This is a genomic window from Arenibacter certesii DSM 19833, assembly GCF_000429545.1.
GTDB classification, from domain to species: domain Bacteria; phylum Bacteroidota; class Bacteroidia; order Flavobacteriales; family Flavobacteriaceae; genus Arenibacter; species Arenibacter certesii.
Map to the genome: position 1 here is coordinate 17102 of NZ_AUCB01000039.1, position 20930 is coordinate 38031.

Genomic DNA, 20930 nt, shown 5'->3' on the forward strand with positions numbered 1-20930 from the left:
ATTAAAAACATGGAGGTCAGTAGTTAGATTCATAATAATTCGTTTTTATATATTTTTGCCTTGTTCCCCATTATGGTAATTAGCTAGGCGATTACGGTCTCTTTGCACTGAGACCCGTTCTGTGATAAACGAAATTTGTCGAAGTACCTATTGAGATTATTATCGCTGACTGTTGAATAGCCGTCCTGAACCGAGATTTTATCTTCTCAAGGTTTTCCGGGTCTTTAAATTGAGTTCGATGTTGCTTTCAATTTGGACGATGTCAAATGCCTTAACTTTCGGAATATAGCCTTTCCATTTATCAGTAATCCTATTTGCAGACATAGTGAGATTGTTAAAGATATACTGTAGGCAACTTACGGAAAAATGCTCTATTTCCATGGCTTACATGTGACTAACCTTTGTCGTCCTCCGTTAGCAGTACCGCAGTTATCGACTTCTTTTTCTTGGAATCATAACTTCTTCCTATCTTACCTTTTTCGATCCCTCCGATGACGAATTCGTCCACTTGTTCGGAGCCGTCCATGCGATGGTTCCTACTGGACTCCATGGCCTCGTTATCCGTTAAGCATGAACAGGCGCCGTTTCTTCGTAAATGCCATAGCTTACGTCCGTATAACAGGTCGAAAGACCATTTATGCTGGTGTCCATTTCAAAACAGCTAAAGAATGCTTTGCGCACAAGGGACTTCACTTTATGGAACAGTATTTTGATAGATGCCGACGAGGTATGGTCGCAAATGTTGCAGTTCTTGGAATAATCCTTGCGGATCTGGGCCGCCCAATGGTTCTATTTGAAACATTCTTTCCGTTAGATCACGGCGGGATTTTCCTTGTAATCCATGTCCGTTTCGAACGGGTTGGAGAACCCCAGAAGATTTTGACCACTGAAAATATCCATAAAATCTAAAAATTTATTGGCCTTGAGGATAAGAATCTATCTAATGACCGCTATTAAGAATAATGGAAATAAGGTTGGAATTGAGATTGCCGCAGGTCCAAATGTGGGTTTTATTGATTACAGATTAGACAAAAAAGAATGGAAGGAGTTAAACTTATTAAATAGATGGAAAAAACATCTTCATCTACTGTGAAATTACTTGCCAAATGCTTCATCTAGGGAGAATCATATATTGGTAATACTTCTTGCTGATAAGAAAGATTCATACAGCATTGGAAACGCCTGTATGATACAATTACTTATTATAAACCAACTTAATAAGTAAGAGATTTTTAGTGTCAAATGTCTTATAATTTAAAGGAATTACATTAAATCAAGAGGAATCTTTTTTAATGGCGTTTTTTTTATTGATCAGTAATTGTAATTATTTACTTGTTACTTATTGTAATCAGTGTCATATTGCTAATATAGTGTTAATTATTGGGATTTCGGTAAAAATATCGATTTAGTAAATCTACTAAATTTACATTGTTGAAAATAAATATGAAGTGTGAAATCTTTAAAAATTTATTCAACTTTCCAAAGAATTTAATAAAAACTAAAATAAATGAATTGAAGAAAAAAAGGAAATGCGCCAACATTTCCTAAAAAACTAAATCGATTAAAATACATATATCAACCTAATACTGACAAATTTATGAAAATCAATACTCTTGTGGCACAAAAAATTTACGAAGTTCTCATTTCAAGAATGAAATTGAGAATTACAATTACTCTACTGTTGTTAATATTGTTTCAGGCTCAAGCCGAAACAAATTACAATAAAGTATTAAATACCGACAATTTAAAAGTTCAAGAACTTGAAATTAGTGGTAAGGTTACTGACGAGAATGGAGCTCCAATTCCTGGTGTTAATATTTTAATTGAAGGAACTCTGAAGGGCACGCAAACGGATTTTGATGGTAAATATTCTTTAAATGTTTTAAAGGGAAATATATTAGTGTTTACCTATTTAGGGATGAAAACAATATCCTTAACTGTTGGAGACTCAAATACTATTGATGTTGTTTTATTAGAAGATACTGCGGCTCTTGATGAAGTAGTTGTTGTTGGATATGGTTCATTAAATAAAAGAGATGTTACAGGTTCTATAGCAAGTATTAATTCTGAAGATCTAACGGTAGTACCAACACATTCTATAGGAGAAAGTCTTGCTGGACGTCTCCCTGGATTGGTTGTAAAGCAGAGTAGTGGTGCTCCAGGACTAAATCCAACCATAAATATTCGTGGTTTTAATACAGCCGGTGAATCAGCATTGATTATTGTTGATGGTGTTGAGCGAGAATTTAATAATCTTGACCCTAATGAAATTGAAAGTATTTCTATCTTAAAAGACGCGTCTGCCGCTATTTATGGAGCAAGAGCAGCCAGTGGGGTTATATTGGTGACTACCAAAAGAGGTAAAATAGGGAAGCCTGTTATTACCTATAATAGTTCTTTGTCTTATCAAACTCCTACCGGGTATGCGCAAACAATTGATGCAAAGACCATGCTAGAGACACCTTTAATCACCACTCAACCACAAATATCAGATGCTAGACGTGAAGGAATTCTCAATGGAACTATCCCAAGTACAAACTTTCAAAAGGCACTAATAAGGGAGTGGGCGCCTATGCATCAGCATAACTTAAATGTGCGAGGTGGAAGTGAAAAAGCTTTGTATTTTGTTTCCATGGGATATTTAGATCAGGGATCTGCATTTAAAACAGGGGATTACGGATATGATCGTTTGAATGTAAGATCTAATCTAGATTTAACAATAAGCGATAATCTATCCATAGGTTTTGATTTAGGTTGGAGGCGTGAAAGCGATGAACAGAGCCCTAGAGGTGGATGGGGTACAGCATATAACATTATGCAATTAGGGCATCCAGCCTATCCTATCAGGAATCGTGATGATAGTATGTCAACGAATTCATTTGGAGCACATAACTCTGAATCTGTAACTTCAGAAGATATTCATGGAGTTTTTAAAACAACAACAGATGTAGTTGATACTAATTTTTCTTTTAAGTATAAGATTCCTAAAATAGTTGGTTTAACAGCAGAAGGAAGTGTTTCTGCTTTGATAACAAACAGATTTGATAAAGACTTTGAGAAAAAATTTACTCTTTATAAAGACGATGGCACTAACATAACAGAATGGGCAACGTGGAATCCTACTGGACCAGATTTAACAGAAGAAACCAGAAGATCTAAAAGAGTAACGACACAATTATCATTGCGTTACAAAGGTGATTTTGATGATCATCATGTGTCAGGATTGGCACTTTGGGAAACCATAAATGATGAGTTTAATTTTTCCAGTGCCTTTAGGGATGGCTTAATTTCAGCTGAAATTCCATATATGTTTACTGGTAGTGCTGCTAACCAGCAAACAAATGGTTGGGCAACAGAGGATGGTCGAGCAAGTTATGCTGGTCGAGGAAGCTATAATTATAAAGGGAAATACTATTTGGAAGGTTCCTTTCGTTTTGATGCAGTTCCTAGGTTTCCAACCGAAACACGTTGGGGATTCTTCCCAGGCGCATCTATCGCATGGCGTATTTCAGAAGAGTCTTTTTTTAATGAATCCCCCACTATTAGTAACATGAAATTAAGATTATCTGTTGCTAATCTTGGAAATGACAATACAAATGGAGAATATGAATACTTGTCTGGTTTTGCAATTAGAAGCAACACTCAACAATGGTACTATTCGGGTAATAATTTGCAGCCATCTATTAGAACATTAGGGGTGCCAAATACTTCGATTACTTGGCAAGAAGCAACTACTTATAATGCGGGACTTGACGTGTCATTTTTTAATAATACGATTTCAACAGAATTGGATGTTTTCTATAGAAAAAGAACAGGCTTACTGGCGGCTGCTAATAGCCAAATACCAGGCACTACAGGGGCTTCTTTGCCATTAACGAATATAAATTCCCGTGACAATAGAGGGTTTGAGTCAGTTGCAACTTATATAGGAAATATATCTAATCTCAATTTTAGCGTTTCCGGTAATTTAACATGGAACAGAGAAAAATATTTACATTTTGAAGAGGCTGAATATACCTCTGAAGATGATATTCGTATCAGAAAACTTTCTGGAAATTGGGTAAATAGAACAATGGGGTATGTTTTTAATGGATTTTTTGATTCTCAAGAGGAAATAGATAATGACCCTGTAAGTTATTCTTATAACCCTATACCTGGTGATATCCGTTATGTGGATATTAATGGTGATAATGTTTTAAACAGTAATGATAGAACTGTTGTCGGAAAAGGGACTAAACCCGAATGGATGTATGGACTTAATCTAAAGGCGGATTATAAAGGGTTTGACTTTACTATGTTCTGGCAAGGAGCTGCTGGTTTTGTTCAAAACATGGATAATTGGGAAAGAATAGTGAACCCTAGTGGTAACAGAACTCCTTATGTATATGTTCACGATAATACTTGGACTGAAACTAATAAAGAAAATGCGCGATTTCCTTTAAGATGGAATGATTGGAACAATACAACTACAGATGAATATTTAGTTGATTCTAGATATATACGATTGAAAAATCTGGCGATTGGTTATACTATACCAAAGTCATTATTACAAAATATGGGAATAGAGTCGTTAAGACTTTATGCATCCGCCACAAATCTCTTGACGATTGATAGTTTAGGTGTTTTTGGAGAATTCGATCCTGAGAATAGTGGGTTTGGAGGTTATCCACAGAATAAAGTAGTAACAGTTGGATTAAATTTGAGTTTTTAATAAATTGAATTGGAAAATTATGAAAAAAATAAGCAAAATATCCATTGTATTTGTGTTGACCCTTTTTGTATTCTCTTGTGAGGATCTATTAGATAAAACCCAATTGGATTTAATAGGTGAAGATAAAGTTTGGAATGATGAATCTTTAATTGATGCCTATATGGCCGATATTTATTCCTCGGCAGAATTTCATATGGGAACCCAGCAGGGGAACACATCTAGAAGAAGGCATGTCGTATTAGATGCTGGAGGTGAAGCACGTGCTCGTGATGGTGTTGGAGCAGGATTAATTAATGGCTCTATGAGTGAAAGTGGAGCAGATGGTGATATAGATTATTGGGATTGGGAGAATGTGAGAAGGATTAACGTTGCAATTCAAGAACTTTCTAATACCGAATCAACCTTGGAAACAAGTTACAGGGAAACTAGCTTAGGAGAAGCATATTTTATTCGAGCATGGGTTTATTTTAGTATGGTAAAAAGATATGGAGGGTTACCTATTATAAAAGAACCTCAAAATTTAACGTTATCATTGGAAGAGCTTAAAGTTGCCCGCTCTACTGAAGAAGAAACCTATGATTTTATTGGTGAGGATTGTGATAAGGCTGAAGTACTATTAGAAGGTAAAGTGCAGCCTTGGGGTAAAGCTACAAATTGGGCAGCTTTGGCACTTAAAAGTCGTGCCATGTTGTATGCGGGTAGTATTGGTGAATTTGGTAAAGTTAAACTTAATGGTCTAGTAGGTGTTTCAAATGCTGATAAATATTGGGATTTATCACTAGCAGCTTCCCAAAAAATTATTCAAAATGGACCATTCCAATTGTTCGATAATGCAGTTGGTGGAACTCATGCTGATAAAATAGAGAGTTACACAACAATGACCCTTACAGATAATCCTATTACAAATACAGAGTTGATTTTTTCTGAACGTTTTAATGGAGCGGGAGGCAAAGGTTCTAGTTATGATTTATATTACCATCCAAATGTAGATGGCAATACTGGTTGGGGGGCAGTATCTCAGGTGTATCTAGAAACTGCAGAAATGTTTGAATATGCTGATGGATCGGCTGGCACTCTTGACCGTAATACTTTGGTTCCAGGTCAGCGTCATAATGTTTCAGACCTATTTGGGAATAAAGATCCAAGGTTTTATGCTAGTATAGCCATACAGGGAACTGATTTTGGAGGTGCGCCGGTGTATTTTCATGAGGGAACATATGTTGGAGGAGTTCTAACGTTAGGAGGTACTAATAATGGTTTACCAGCATCAGGAGATTCAAGAAATTCTGTAAATTCTGCTCTTCTAAATATAAAGGGAATCGTTCGTGAAGAAGCACCTGATTATAATCAAGGAACTAACGATTGGACTGTTTTTAGGTTAGGAGAGATCTATCTCAATTATGCCGAGGCAAAATTAGCCTTAGGAGATGATGGTGATGGTTTGACTAAATTGAATGCCATTAGAACACGAGCTGGTTTACCACTAGTAGCGACTTTAGATTGGCCAACACTAAAACAAGAAAGAACTGTTGAGTTGATTTTTGAGAATCACCGCTACTGGGACTTACGTCGTTGGAGAGATGCTGAAGAACAGTTAACAGATGTTGCGAACGGAGGAGCTGCAACCTTTACGGGTCTTAAGTGGCTGTATGATGCAGATGTTGATAAATATGAGATAACTGTAACGAACGGAAACAACAGACCAGAACGCACCCCTAATGAAAGAAGGTTTGATGAGAAGCATTATTATTTCCCAATTGGTTCAGGTAGAATAGCTGATAATAGTGTATTAATAGAAAACCCTGATTATTAATTAAGTTTAAACAAATAAGGCCTTTTTGAAGATGACAGTTCCAGCAAATATTCCAGCTAAGTGTCCAATAATTTTTAAAAATGTATTTACAAAAGGACGTTTAAAACACCTACTAAATTCACAACAAATAAAGCAATTAAACAGATGAAAAAAAGCATTATAATTATTTTTATTTATTTAATTTCTTTACCGCTTCATCCACAAGAAGATAAAGATATTAAAGAAAGTTTTACAAAAATGAAGTTTCAGTTCGATAAGATCAGCGGAGTGGGTCATGAAAAAGGGTGCACCCGTCGTGACCCCAGTGATGTGATCAAGGTGGGAGATACCTACTATGTATACTACACCAAGGTTTACGGAACGGGTCCTGGGTATTGGGGTACGGTATGGAGTGCCTCTTCAAAAGATGAGGGCTACAATTGGACGGAATTGGGCGAAGTGGTAGGTCTAGGAATGAAAAACACTTTTGATTCCCAGGCAACTTTTACGCCCAATATTCTGTATGCCAACAAAAAGTATTACCTCTATTATACTGGGGTAAAGCCAACACCAGCGAATGAAAAAGGAGAATTTGAAAACAATTCAACTACCGATATTACAGCAATAGGTCTTGCTGTTTCCGATAGTCCTGAAGGTCCTTTTACAAGAATAAGTAATGAACCGATTTTGAAAGTAAGCCCAGAGCCTGATAAGTTTGATAGTTATAGGGTGGACGATGCGGTTTTAATGTACCGCAACGGAATTTACTGGCTCTATTATAAAGGACGAAGCCGAAGTCATGGACATGGTGGTCCTGGACATACACAAATGGGAGTTGCTTTTTCAAAAGACCCCGAAGGGCCATTTACCAAATTGGATAAAACAATATTAGCGGAAAGCCATGAAGTGATGTTGTGGCAGCAAGGGAATGGTGTTGGTGCATTAGCTTCTTTAAGTAGCACCTTCGAGTACGCCCCTGATGGTATTGATTTTATGAGTAATAAATTGGCCGTAAAAGTGGAAGGACGACCAATTGCCATGGGGGTTTATAGACCCGATCTGACCGATCGTACTGTTACAGATGCTGGACTTCATTGGGGCATTTCCATGGTGTTGAATGGTGATGAATGCTATCTAACAAGGTATAAAATGGTTTCAAAATAAAAATAGTTGTGACTTTTAAATAAAGGTAAAGTACAAATATGAAATCAAATATAATGAAACTTTCGCTTATCGCTCTCATTGTGGCGTTAGGGCATAGCTGCAGACAAACACCTAAGGGAGGCAGCACAAATGAAAATAAAAAGCCCAAAACTCAGGTAGCAGGAACCTTTGGCGATGACCTTTTTTTTCTAAAAGTACATTCCGATATCGTCACGCTACAAACTGGAGAAGGTCTGGTGGCTGTATCTCCTGCCTTGCAAGGTCGTGTTATGACCAGTTCTGCTAAAGGCATGGAAGGTAAAAGCTACGGTTGGATTAACAAGGCGCACTATGAATCTAAAGATACGTTGCCACAGATCAATGTATATGGTGGTGAAGAGCGTTTTTGGCTAGGTCCAGAGGGAGGGCAGTATTCATTCTTTTTTAAAAAAGATGTTGACTTCACTTATGAAAATTGGTACACACCTAGGCTAATAGATGTTGAGCCCTTCGAAATTAAGGAACAAACGCCTGATCAAGTATCCTTTGAAAAGACGGCAACCCTTACCAATTATTCAGGTTTTAGATTTGATTTTAAAATAGAGCGTAAAGTAAATGTGCTTTCAAAAAAGGAAATTTCCGATGCCCTAGGGATATCCATGCCAGAAGGCATACATTCGGTTGGGTACAGAACCACTAACACCCTTACCAATATCGGAAATGAAGATTGGAAGAAAGAGACTGGTTTACCCTCCATTTGGTTGTTAGGCATGTTGAAACATTCTGAAACCACCACAGTGGTAATTCCATATACACAGGGTAACGAAGCCGAATTGGGATCGATAGTGAACGATGATTATTTTGGTAAGGTTCCTTCGGATAGACTCGTTGTGACGGACAAGGCCATTTTTTTCAAGGGAGACGGCAAACAAAGAGGCAAAATTGGTCTGTCTCCCCAAAGAGCCAAGAATATAATGGGTAGTTATGATGCCATGGACAAGGCACTAACCATTGTTACTTATAACAAACCAAAGGGAGTCACCGATTACGTCAATTCAAAATGGGAACTACAGGAAGAACCCTATAAAGGGGATGTTATCAACTCCTATAACGACGGACCATCGGAACCTGGGGCAAAACCTTTGGGACCGTTCTATGAACTGGAGAGTTCTTCTCCTGCAGCGGCACTGAAAAAGGGAGAATCGATAACCCATATACAATCCACCTACCATTTTGAAGGAAATGAAACTTGCCTAAATCAAATTGCCGAACAGTTATTGGGTGTTTCATTAAATGAAATCACTAAAATCTTTAAACAAAAATAGTAGCTGTTACAAGAACTGAAGTTACAGAAACATCATAGAGCAATAAAATTAGATATTTATAAACAATCAGCATGAAAAAAATAGTATTTATACTCCTCTCATTCTTTGCAGCGATTATTTGTCAAGGACAAAAAAAAGAGCAATCGAAGCCTAATATTATATTCTTTTTAGTAGACGATATGGGATGGCAAGAGACCTCTGTACCTTTTCATTCCGAGGCAACGGAACTCAACTATCGTTACAATACGCCCAATATGGAACGCCTTGCAAATCGTGGTATGAAATTCACACAGGCCTATGCAGCAGCGGTATGCTCTCCTTCAAGAATTAGTTTGATGACAGGGCTCAACTCTGCAAGACATAAGGTAACCTGTTGGACTTTAAGAAAAAACGAATCACCAAGCCAAAAGCTTAAGGATATTACGGAGCCAGATTGGAATGTTAATGGTATCAGTACAACAGAAGGAGTGGATAGGGCAATCATCGTTAATACGTTGCCACAACTTTTAAAACAAACAGGATATCAAACCATCCATGTAGGTAAGGCCCATTTTGGTGCCAAGGATACGCCAGGCGAAAACCCACTGAACCTTGGATTTGATGTGAATATTGCAGGACATGCAGCCGGTGGACCAGGGAGTTACTATGGGACAAATAATTTTAGTGCTGCTTTTCGAAATGGAGACCTGATATGGGATATCCCAGGATTAGATGAATACCATGGAAAGGATATTTATCTGAACGAAGCTTTAACTATTAAAGCTAATAATGAAATTAACAAGGCGGTATCTGATAATAAGCCCTTTTACTTATATATGTCGCATTATGCTATTCATGCGCCATGGGAGAAAGATCCTCGGTTTTATGATAAATACAAGGCCATGGGGCTAACAAATTTTCAGGCAACATACGCCTCCATGGTAGAAAGTATGGACAAGTCGCTGGGTGATATAATGCAGAATGTAAGAAAGCAGGGAATTGAGGATAATACGATTATTGTGTTTATGTCTGACAATGGACAACCCTCGAACGCAGATAGTAACTTACCTCTTAGAGGCCATAAATTATTGCCTTATGAGGGAGGTGTAAGAGTTCCTTTGATTGTTCATTGGCCTGGGGTAACCCAACCCGGTTCAGTGTCTAAAAATTATATGATTATAGAAGATATTTTCCCAACTTTCCTAGAAATGGCAGGTGTTAAACAATTCAAGCAGAAAGGTGGCCCTATTGATGGCAAAAGTATTGTTCCATTTCTTGAAGGTAAAACAAAGCACAAACAGAACAGACCTATCTTCTGGCATTATCCAAATACTTATGGTGGAACTCTTTATTTTCCATACAGTTCTATGAGGCAAGGAAACTGGAAGCTAGTGTATAGACATGTTGGAAGAGAATTGGAATTATATAATTTAAAGGATGATCTTGGTGAGGAAAATGACTTGGCTAAAAATGAACCAGAAAAACTGATAGAATTATCAAAAGTTCTCTCTAATTTTTTACGTGAATCAGATGCCCAAATGCCGACGGATAATAGAACAGGAAAGAAAGTGGTATACCCAGATGCTTTATTTGAATAAATTGAAGAATACAATAAAATAGTACCATGAAAAAAAAACAACTACATTCAGTCATTATAACCTTATTAATTGTTGCAACACTTACTGCTCAAAACACTCCAAAAATACCACTACCCACCCAAGCACAACTCAACTGGCAAAATGCCGAATTAGCAGCACTAGTTTGCTGGGATTTACATGCTTTTGATGGTAAATTTTATGTACAAAGTGAAGCAAGAGTTACACCAGTTGAAGATTATAATATTTTTAATCCACAAAAATACGATATGGATCAGTGGATTAAATCGTTGAAAGACGGTGGGTTTAAAATAGCCATACTTACTGTGAGCCACGAAACAGGATTCTTTTTGCACCAAAGCGATGCTACTCCTTATAGTATGAAAGCTTTAAAATGGCAGGATGGGAAAGGCGATATCCTACGCGATTTTAAAGCCTCATGCGAAAAATATAATATTCTTCCCGGAGTATATATAGGTACACGTTGGAACTCTTTTTACGGGGTTTACGATTTTAAAGTTGAAGGAGAAGGTAAATTCACGGAGAACAGACAGAAGCATTATAATTCCATGATTGAAAAAATTGTAAAAGAAATTTTCACAAAATATGGTGATTGGGCAATAGTTTGGTTCGATGGAGGAGCGCACGGTCCCGAGCAAGGAGGTCCGGATGTATTGTCTATATTTGAAAAATACCAGCCCAACAGCCTCTTTTACCATAATCTACAACGATTAGATATGCGTTGGGGAGGCAGTGAAACCGGAACGGTTCCATACCCATGCTGGGGAACTTTTCCATATAAATCTATCGGAGCAGTTGAAAGTGCCCAAGAAGCAATTCATGCCAATAATTTTGCCCTTTTGAAAACAGGAGATCCCAATGGCAATTATTATATACCTGCCATGAGCGATGCTCCGTTGAGAGGAACCGGAGGACATGACTGGTTTTGGGAGCCAAACAATGAGCATTTAATTAGCCCACTAGACAAACTCGTTAACAAAAAAAAAAAATGCCTGTGGCTGATGTGAAACGCCTGAAAGAGTTTGGCGATGAAATTAATCGGAGATTTTCAAATCCAATTGCCACCACTTCAGGAGTCGGGGAAAAGATAAACTTAAAACTTCTTAAAGAGCAAAAAATAAATCAGGTAGTATTGATGGAAGATATTGCTAAAGGAGAACGCGTTCGAAAATTTGTTCTGGAAGGTAAAACGAAACAAGGTTGGCAAACTATTTTCGAAGGTTCGTGTATCGGGCATAAATTTATTCATCGCTTTGATGAAATGGAAGTTTCGGCGCTTCGGCTTAATGTTCTGGAATCAAAAGGAGAACCTCAGCTTTTGGATGTTTCTGTTTTTAAGATTGAAAACAATTAATTCTTGTTCTATTGCTGGATTGTTGTTGATATGAAATCAGTGAGACTTTGATTTTGGTTTTCAAAATCATATAGCCGAACTGATCCCGAGCGATAGTTCCTGTCTGCCGAACAGGCAGGGAGGGATCTCATGGGTTATATTCCCCGCATCTCGATGCGCATAAAATGGCATCCTCGAAAACATTGTTTATATATTGATCAGAATAAAGAATTAGAAGCCATTCGAAAAGGGAAAAGGAAAATATTTACTGTAAATTTTCTCACATTATATAACTATGGAAACGAAATCGGTAAGAAAAATAATCTCGCAATTGATCTCGCCCAAATAACACATTAATTCAATAAAATTGCAAGGATGTATGCATCCAAATTGAATAGAAATAAACGGATATCAGGTTTAGAACCAATGAAATAATTTAAAATAATAAAAATGAAAAGTATAATTGTCTTAATTGCAATGTTTATTGGTCTTACGTCAATACAAGGTCAGGAAATAAAAAGTCTGAGTGAGAAATTTGAGAAAGTCGAATTTACATATAAAGAGTTACCTGGTAAAAGTAAATTGCGAATTATGTTGATTGGCGATTCAAATACGGAAGGTCACGGGGCATATAGATTATTTCTTCAGGATTTACTGTTGCAAAATGATATTGAATTCGATTTTATAGGAATCCGTAATTCAAATACGCCTGATCTTACACCTAACGGTTTTAAATCTGATAAAGACCATGTTGCATTTTCTGGATGGCGTATTCACGAAGTACAAAATGCTTTTGAAGAATATTATAAACAATATACGGATCGAATAAAAGAAGTTGATATTATTTTTTTTATGCTTGGAACAAATGATATGATTGCTGATGTTGGTGTACATGGACCTCTAGTATCTCCAGACACAATGGCTTTTGAAAATGCACCAAAAAATTATGAGTCATTTTTGAATAGCCTTTTCGTGAAATATCCTGGTGTGAAAATTTATGTGGGAAATTTATTAACAACTGGAATATCAATTGATGGTGATACCAAAGAACAAGTTAAAGGCTTAGAACAAATTCAAAAGAATGTAATTTCATTTAATACTACCTTTATTAAGAATTTACCGAAAAACAATAAAATAAAGTTGAATGGTGGACAACTATATGTTGTAGATATGTTTTCACTATTTCAACCCGATGAACTAGAAAATAGGTTTCATCCTTCAATAGGAAGCTATAAGAAGATTGCAGATTGTTGGTTTGATAACCTAAGGTTGAAGAACTGAATAAACGTTACCATTCACCCGCTACGGAAACACTGGCGAAGCAAGGAAAATTCTTGGCTCAACGCATATTAGAAATTACAGTAAAAACTGATAAATAAAAAAAATCCGTTTAGAAAAAACAGATAACCATGAAAAAAAATATGAAGAAAATTACACTGCTTGCACTTATTCTAATCTGTGCTTTTAATGTATGGTCGCAGAATGAAGTACCCATACCAACGCAAGCCCAGTTAGACTGGCAAAACGCCGAATTAGCAGCACTAGTTTGCTGGGATTTACATGCTTTTGATGGTAAATTTTATGTACAAAGTGAAGCAAGAGTTACACCAGTTGAAGATTATAATATTTTTAATCCACAAAAATACGATATGGATCAGTGGATTAAATCGTTGAAAGACGGTGGGTTTAAAATAGCCATACTTACTGTGAGCCACGAAACAGGATTCTTTTTGCACCAAAGCGATGCTACTCCTTATAGTATGAAAGCTTTAAAATGGCAGGATGGGAAAGGCGATATCCTACGCGATTTTAAAGCTTCGTGCGAAAAATATAATATTCTTCCCGGAGTATATATAGGTACACGTTGGAACGCCTTTTACGGGGTTTACGATTTTAAAGTTCAAGGAGAAGGTAAATTCACGGAGAACAGACAGAAGCATTATAATTCCATGATTGAAAAAATTGTAAAAGAAATTTTCACAAAATATGGTGATTGGGCAATGGTTTGGTTCGATGGAGGAGCACACGGTCCCGAGCAAGGAGGTCCAGATGTATTGTCTATATTTGAAAAATACCAGCCAAACAGCCTCTTTTACCATAATCTACAACGAGCAGATATGCGTTGGGGAGGCAGTGAAACCGGAACAGTTCCATACCCAAGCTGGGGAACTTTTCCATATAAATCTATCGGAGCAGGAGAAAGTGCCCAAGAAGCAATTCATGCCAATAATTTTGCCCTTTTGAAAACAGGAGATCCCAATGGCAATTATTATATACCTGCCATGAGCGATGCTCCGTTGAGAGGAACCGGAGGACATGACTGGTTTTGGGAGCCAAACAATGAGCATTTAATTAATCCACTAGATAAACTCGTTAATATGTACTATAATTCTGTAGGTCATAACACTAGTTTGATTTTAGGAGTTACTCCAAACCCTGAAGGTTTAATGCCTGTGGCTGATGTGAAACGCCTGAAAGAGTTTGGCGATGAAATTAATCGGAGATTTTCAAATCCAGTTGCCACCACTTCAGGAGTTGGGGAAAAGATAAACTTAAAACTTCTTAAAAAGCAAAAAATAAATCAGGTAGTATTGATGGAAGATATTGCTAAAGGAGAACGCGTTCGAAAATTTGTTCTGGAAGGTAAAACGAAACAAGGTTGGCAAACTATTTTCGAAGGTTCGTGTATCGGGCATAAATTTATTCATCGCTTTGATGAAATGGAAGTTTCGGCGATTCGGCTAAATGTTATCGAATCCAAAGAGCAGCTAGAGATTATGGAGTTTTCTGCATTTTTAATTGATAATAATTAAACAATTAATATGAGATTGAGAATGAGTCTTTATTTTATCTTTTTAACAAAGGCTATAGGTGTTATAAATTTAAAAGTAGTAGTCAACTTAGTCTTGTTGATCATGTTGGTACCATCACGTCCAATTTACCCTTCCAACCAAAAGATTGGTGTGACTACTTTAGATTCTCTTTACGGACCGTGGAAAAAAGCGAAATAATATGGATTAATTCTCGGTGTCCCTAATGATTCTCATAATTAGAATCACCATCCTACTTGTGGTTTTGACAACCTGGAACTGTTGAAGCATTCCAATGGCGGACCTTTCTTGTATTTTAAATCCGAAAAATCCAAAATGGGCCTTGGTGTTGCAGAAAATTTAGAAGGCCCCTAGGTGCAGGTACCTTTTCCCGTGACTAAACAATCGTGCCATTGAGCTTGGGTATGCTTTTATGTTCAAGGATAAAATTGCATCATTGACGACCGATAATCACGGGATTATAGAATTTTGAGGTGGGCTATTATGGACTTCTGACGATGGAATTATTTTTGAAACCTATGAAAATGGCTATTATCATGCCAATACTTATATTGATTTTTATAAGACAAAGGTAGATGTGAATTATGGTCCTAAAATAGACCTTATGCAAAGTTTTAGCGCCCTAAGTCTTATTAATTAGCAATGAGCTAAAATACTTATACGTGCCTTCTGGCACCAATGTATTCGGAGGGAAACGCACAGCACGTTATATCATAAAATTTAAAGAACAATACAATGAAAAACCTTTTATTCGGTACAGTGTTATTACTTTTCTATTAAAAGTGGTGCACAAGAAGTAAAATTTCCAATCCCCACAAAGGCACAATTAGATTGGCAGAATGCCGAATTGGTCGCCGTATTCCATTACGATCTTCATGTTTTTGATGGTGAAAAATATAATCAGCAAGAGAATAGGAAAACACCTATGCCAGACTATAACATATTTTCTCCCAATCAATTGGATACGAATCAATGGGTGAAATCGGCCATAGCTATGGGTGCTAAAATTGCTATACTTACGGCTACGCATGAAACAGGATTTGCACTATACCAGAGAGATGTAAACCCATATAGCTTAAAAGGAGTTAAATGGCGTGATGGTAAGGGGGATATTGTGGCAGATTTTGTTGCTTCTTGTAAAAAATACGGAATAGAACCCGGGATTTATATAGGCATCCGTTGGAATTCTTTCTACGGTATCCAGGATTTTAAAGTACAGGGAGACACTCTGTTTTCAGAAAACCGTCAGGAACACTACAACAAAATGTGCGAAGGCATGGTAGAGCAACTTACCTCTAATTATGGCGATTTGGCCATCATTTGGTTCGACGGTGGCGCGCACGGCCCTGAATAAGGTGGCCCGGATGTGCTTTCAATTTTTAAAAAAAATATCAACCAAACAGTTTGTTCTACCACAATCTAGATAGAGCCGATATTCGCTGGGGAGGTTCAGAAAGTGGTACCGTTCCCTATCCATCTTGGGTACTTTTGGTTACCCTAGCTGGTTTGCTAATGCTGGTGGTGATGGAGGTTTTAAGCCTATAAAATATGGTGATCCAAAAGGAAAATACTATATGCCCGCCATGAGCGATTCTCCGGTTCGTGGTTATATAGGAAGGCATGAATGGTTTTGGGTACCTGGAGACGAGGCTCATATATTTCCATTAAAAAACCTGAAGGATATGTATTACAAATCTGTAGGTAGGAATTTCGCCCTTATAAAGGGGCTTACTCCAGCTCCTGACGGACTAATACCCATACCCGATGTAGATCGCTTAAGGGAATGGGGAGAAGAGATTAAAAACAGGTTCTCCAAGCCCATCGCAAAAACAACTGTAACTGGGAGTCAGATTATCCTTTCCTTGATGGGTGACCAACAAATAGAAAATATTATTTTACAAGAAGAAATTTCAAAAGGGGAACGGGTGCGTGAATTTAATATACAAGGCAAAATAGGGGGTAAATGGCAAAATATATACCAAGGTTCCAATATTGGCCATAAACATATTATTGAAATTGAACCTATTAAAACTAATGGCCTTCGGTTAATCATAAGTAAGACCAAAGACACTCCCTAGATTTTAGGATTCACTGTCTATAAAATTAATCAGGACAATTAACATCAGAAGATCCAGGTTAAGATATACATCCGGAATAGTAATTATATCACTGCTCCTTGCTCTTTTCATTCATGGCCAAAAAGTAGCCGGCAAAGTATGAACATTCTTTTTATATTAGTAGACGATTTAGGGTATGACGATTTAGGCTATACGGGAAGTTTCATACCGTTAGTGAGCTTACCAATTTCATCTACTATAAAATCTCAAAGGTGGTCGCCATTTTACTCATGCCAGAAAAAAGTAGATGGAAAATTCAAAATACTGAAACAGAAAAAAATATACGACAACTCAATTAAATACTCAATTAAAAAAGACGAGGGATGGCTAATTATAATTACATATGCCTAGAATTAAATTATCTTATATTAAAATTATATTAGCATATAATACTATAAATTGGCTTATTATCTGTCTTTTGATAGAAATATATTGCTATATTGATTTTTAGTTATTCTTTAATTTTGATAACCTCCTAATTTGAGTAAATGAGACCTAAACTGATAGAAATTCCTAAAAGACCGGAAGCTTCCTTTGAAGTAATTGATTATAATCGCAGTTATTTTCATAATCCCATTCACTTCCATTCTTATTTCGAGCTTACTTTAATACTCGAAGGTCAGGGAATTAGGATAGTAGGAGATCATGTGGAAAATTTTGATAAAGGAGATTTAATTTTGCTGGGTCCAAATTTGCCACATCAGTGGAAAAGTAATTTTAGTATATCTAGTAAAATCTCATTTACAGTTGCTAAGGCCATAGTTGTGCATTTTCATGAGGATTTTCTAGGACACGATTTTTTTTGCGCTCCGGAACTATCAAAAATCCAAAAACTCCTTAATTATGCAAAAAGAGGTTTAAAAATAACAGGGAAGACTCAAATAGAAGTAATTGACCGAATGAATATGTTGTTACAGTGTTCTGGTGTGAAAAGAATACAAGAATTTTTAGGTATACTAGATTTACTATCAGTAAAAGATAATATCCCTTTGGCAAGTATTTCTTATCAAATTCATAATAAAACCAATAAATTAGAGAAATTAGATAAAGTATACGAGTATGTTCTGAAGCACTTATATAGGAAGATTCCCCTCTCTGAGATTGCTTCTGAATTTGGTATGAGCAGAACTGGATTTAGCCGTTATTTTAAGACACATACCCATAAAACCTTTTCAAGATTCGTTTTAGAAACGAGGATAGGTATTGCTTGTAAGTTACTTCAAGAGAATAAATTTAATGTAGCCCAGATAGCTTACGAAAGTGGCTTTAACCAGCAGTCATTTTTTAATAAAGAATTCAAGAGAGTTAAAGGTTTAACTCCTTTAGAATATAAAAAAAAGATTCAAAAGAGCATGGACTTTATGTCTACAAATTAGTCAGTAAAATTTCTTCATCTTAAACGACCTTCATACGCTTGGATGTTTAGATTTCTATTTCATCTACCTCTAAATATACATGGTTGTCATCAGAAGTAGTGTAATTGATTATTGCTGAGTGTATTAATTCGTGTTTTGGATAAAATAAAACTTTGAATATGAGTCTCGAGTCCTTAAACCAAGGTATCATCTTAATAACGTATTTACTATATAGTCGAGCCTTAAAAAGCCGTTTTATCCAAAATGCTTCTGTAGATCATAAATTTGAACAAGGAATATAGTTCTCGAAAAAATCGACAAGAATTTACTTTCCATTTGTTCATCATCCTTTTGAAGTTGAATGCGCCTGCGGCAAGCATAATATTGATGTTGTCGCCCACGATGCCCTTGTTGAAGTTTCTTCCCAATCGGTGGTCGGCCTTAAGATGTCCGATCACGGGTTCTATTGCGGCCCTTTTCCTGTGTGCTTCTTTTAGTTTTTTCTGCCTGTACTTTGTTTGGGTCTTGTTATTGAAGGGTTTGGGTAACTGTATCCCCGATTTCGTTTCGACATTTATAGCCCCGGTCTACGGCCGCTTCTTTTGGCGTTTTTCCGACCAATCTTTCAGTTTGCTCCAGTGTGGGCTCCAAAGTATGGCCATCAAACTCATTTCTAAATCCCATGGCCCCAACGATCACTCCAGTATTTCGGGTGAAGACAAAAGATGCTTTATTGCCAAATTCATATTTTTTGTGTTCTTTTCCTTTAGAGATGCACTGTGTTTCTGGTTCGTGCAGTGAATAGATTTTGTTTTTGCTCGTTTTTTTTTGGGCCAGCACCTGTTTGCACAATTCAAGGTCTGCATGGTAAATGGAGCCGGGCTTTAGGTTTCTCTCTAGTTCATGGACCAATCTTCCTGCAATGGTCCTTACTTTTTTGCCTGCTTTTCTTGCTTTTGACTTATTTCTTGGATGGTTCCTGAAACGCTGGTCGACCCCCAATTTTTTTCAGCGTCCTGGTGTAGCTCTGACGCACCGGAAGTCGTTCCTTCTTTGCTACTGCCAGACACTTTTTGATGATCTTCCTGTGCAACTTTGCGTCAGTGGGGAAGGTGATGTTTTTCTCTTGGACCGTGGTGTCGATACTGACCTGGCCATCATTGCTGTCATCTCCATTGATACGGATGCTCTCCTTTAAGATCAGCTCCGCTCCAGGTTCTCCGATGCGCTTACGAAAATGGACAAGTTCCGAGGCATCACATGGCTCACAGGAACTGAATTCCTGTTGCCCGCAAAAATATTGATAATAGAGATTCTCTGCCCTTTGTTCTACGATACCTTCGTCCGAGATGTTTCGGAGGTGCTTCAAGATCACCAATCCCACCATCAGTCGGATCGGCTTTGGGGGACGCCCATTATCCTGACAATAAAGTGGACCGAATTCCCTGTCAAAAAGTTCCCAATCCACTCTGTTGCTCAAAATGTAGAGCGGGTGCTTTTGGTTTAAGGTCTCTTCCAGAGTAAAGAATAAACTAGCTTGGTTTTGTATTTTTGGCTTGGCTAACATAAATCTGAATTGCAAGGTTTATATCATGAAAATACGAAAATTTGTAGATGTAAACAAGAAAAACAACACATAATATATTGAATATCAACGTGTTGTATAGTTTTTAAGGGACGACTATATACGCAGAATTGACAACTTCCAGCACACTATTTTATTTACATCCTGCGGTAGAAGCAAGTGAAAATATTTTGTCTTGGTGATGCTCAAAAATGGCCTCATTCAATATTCTGTCCCCTAGGAAAACTGGCTCTGATGTACCTGACGCACAAAACAGCAGAGTAACCATATGGGACCACCCATTTAAGCCTTTCTATTGTTTATTTGTTGGACCGAACTTGACCGGCATATTGAATTTCTAACGTCTAGTTTTGAAATTATTTGTGTAAATAGAGTTGCATTTACCATATGAGGATAGTTTTTTGAGAGATTAAAGATACTCGACTTTATTCTCTTATTTTGTAAACCTTTATGACGCTATTGATATCAAACCTAAAATTGGCTCATTTTTATTATTGAGGTCTATCTGTTTGCAATTAAAATAAAAAATGCCGGTTTACAAAAAGGGGTTTAAAAATATGGATAACCCTATCATTCATTAACTTACAATTATGATGCGGATTATTGTAGCCTTACGTTCTGTCTTATAAATAAACCATCAGAGTCGAACTGATTAGGATTATGGAAATGACTTCTAGTAAATTTAACATCCAAACTTCATTAATTACAATGAGTGTCTTTTCCTTTCTATATTCCAAAAATAATACGTTGCATTATGTTTGAAAACGTTATTTAAGCTCAATCTAAGCTAATATTGTTATATGAAATGAGATTCTAATGTTACGTTATTTATTCTATCATCTTTAAGTTTGCAATCCCTTGATTTGTAGTTGTATTAAAATACTTGGTATTAAACAATAAATTAATGAAACAGAAAATATTGATCATATCTATCCTTGTGGTACTTTTAGGGGTGTTGTACGCCTTCACCAGTGGCGCCTTCCATGTTTCCAAAGATGATTATTCATCCCTGAAGCTCCCTGAGGTTGTAGATTACAACTTCCATATTAAACCTATCCTCTCCGATAACTGCTATACTTGCCATGGCCCTGACGCGAACAAGCGCCAAGGTTTTCGTCTAGACCTGGAGGAGACGGCATTCTC

Annotated in this window: 14 protein-coding genes and 2 pseudogenes; 14 read left to right on the forward strand and 2 right to left on the reverse strand. The window is 36.9% G+C overall.

Features of this window, described 5'->3' with window-relative positions; genetic code table 11:
• Nucleotides 1-83: 83 nt before the first annotated feature.
• Nucleotides 84-900, reverse strand: a pseudogene (locus G466_RS22335) (IS1595 family transposase).
• A 22-nt stretch (nt 901-922) separates the two neighbouring features.
• Between G466_RS22335 and G466_RS23950 the strand changes: the two are divergent.
• From G466_RS23950 to G466_RS0116310, 13 genes are all read left to right on the forward strand, one after another.
• Nucleotides 923-1093, forward strand: a complete 171-nt coding sequence (locus tag G466_RS23950) for a hypothetical protein (RefSeq protein WP_157373949.1) — start codon at nt 923-925, stop codon at nt 1091-1093.
• A gap of 504 nt (nt 1094-1597) precedes the next feature.
• Nucleotides 1598-4711 carry a SusC/RagA family TonB-linked outer membrane protein gene (locus G466_RS0116250; RefSeq protein WP_084418904.1) on the forward strand — a complete coding sequence of 1038 codons (3114 nt, stop codon included), beginning with the start codon at nt 1598-1600 and terminating at the stop codon, nt 4709-4711.
• 19 nt (nt 4712-4730) lie between these two features.
• Nucleotides 4731-6524: a RagB/SusD family nutrient uptake outer membrane protein gene (locus G466_RS0116255; RefSeq protein ID WP_026814606.1), complete on the forward strand. Its 1794-nt coding sequence runs from the start codon at nt 4731-4733 to the stop codon at nt 6522-6524.
• Nucleotides 6525-6668: 144 nt separating this feature from the next.
• Nucleotides 6669-7667 (forward strand): family 43 glycosylhydrolase, encoded by a 999-nt coding sequence (locus G466_RS22340; RefSeq protein WP_051315725.1) that lies wholly within the window; start codon nt 6669-6671, stop codon nt 7665-7667.
• A 53-nt stretch (nt 7668-7720) separates the two neighbouring features.
• Complete coding sequence (locus tag G466_RS0116270; protein ID WP_205622042.1) at nt 7721-8971, forward strand: DUF6786 family protein; 1251 nt, start codon at nt 7721-7723, stop codon at nt 8969-8971.
• A 71-nt stretch (nt 8972-9042) separates the two neighbouring features.
• A complete protein-coding gene (locus G466_RS0116275; RefSeq protein WP_026814608.1) occupies nt 9043-10548 on the forward strand; it encodes a sulfatase in 1506 nt (501 codons plus the stop codon).
• Between the two features lie 26 nt (nt 10549-10574).
• A complete protein-coding gene (locus G466_RS22345; protein WP_205622043.1) occupies nt 10575-11573 on the forward strand; it encodes an alpha-L-fucosidase in 999 nt (332 codons plus the stop codon).
• Complete coding sequence (locus tag G466_RS24260) at nt 11555-11920, forward strand: hypothetical protein (RefSeq protein WP_205622044.1); 366 nt, start codon at nt 11555-11557, stop codon at nt 11918-11920. The genes G466_RS22345 and G466_RS24260 overlap by 19 nt, the downstream gene beginning before the upstream one ends.
• 429 nt (nt 11921-12349) lie before the next feature.
• Nucleotides 12350-13180: an SGNH/GDSL hydrolase family protein gene (locus G466_RS0116285; RefSeq protein WP_026814609.1), complete on the forward strand. Its 831-nt coding sequence runs from the start codon at nt 12350-12352 to the stop codon at nt 13178-13180.
• 128 nt (nt 13181-13308) lie between these two features.
• A complete protein-coding gene (locus G466_RS0116290; protein WP_205622045.1) occupies nt 13309-14712 on the forward strand; it encodes an alpha-L-fucosidase in 1404 nt (467 codons plus the stop codon).
• 865 nt (nt 14713-15577) lie between these two features.
• On the forward strand, nt 15578-16084 hold the full coding sequence (locus G466_RS24265; protein WP_205622046.1) for an alpha-L-fucosidase: 507 nt from the start codon (nt 15578-15580) through the stop codon (nt 16082-16084).
• 124 nt (nt 16085-16208) lie between these two features.
• Nucleotides 16209-16808: a hypothetical protein gene (locus tag G466_RS24270; RefSeq protein ID WP_205622047.1), complete on the forward strand. Its 600-nt coding sequence runs from the start codon at nt 16209-16211 to the stop codon at nt 16806-16808.
• A 527-nt stretch (nt 16809-17335) separates the two neighbouring features.
• A complete protein-coding gene (locus tag G466_RS0116310; protein ID WP_026814612.1) occupies nt 17336-18223 on the forward strand; it encodes an AraC family transcriptional regulator in 888 nt (295 codons plus the stop codon).
• A 320-nt stretch (nt 18224-18543) separates the two neighbouring features.
• Here the strand turns inward: G466_RS0116310 and G466_RS24525 are convergent.
• A pseudogene (locus G466_RS24525) lies at nt 18544-19769 on the reverse strand (IS5 family transposase); the annotation flags it as partial.
• Between the two features lie 922 nt (nt 19770-20691).
• Here G466_RS24525 and G466_RS23955 point away from each other — a divergent pair.
• On the forward strand, nt 20692-20930 hold a 239-nt coding region (locus G466_RS23955; RefSeq protein ID WP_026814613.1), incomplete at its 3' end, for a c-type cytochrome domain-containing protein.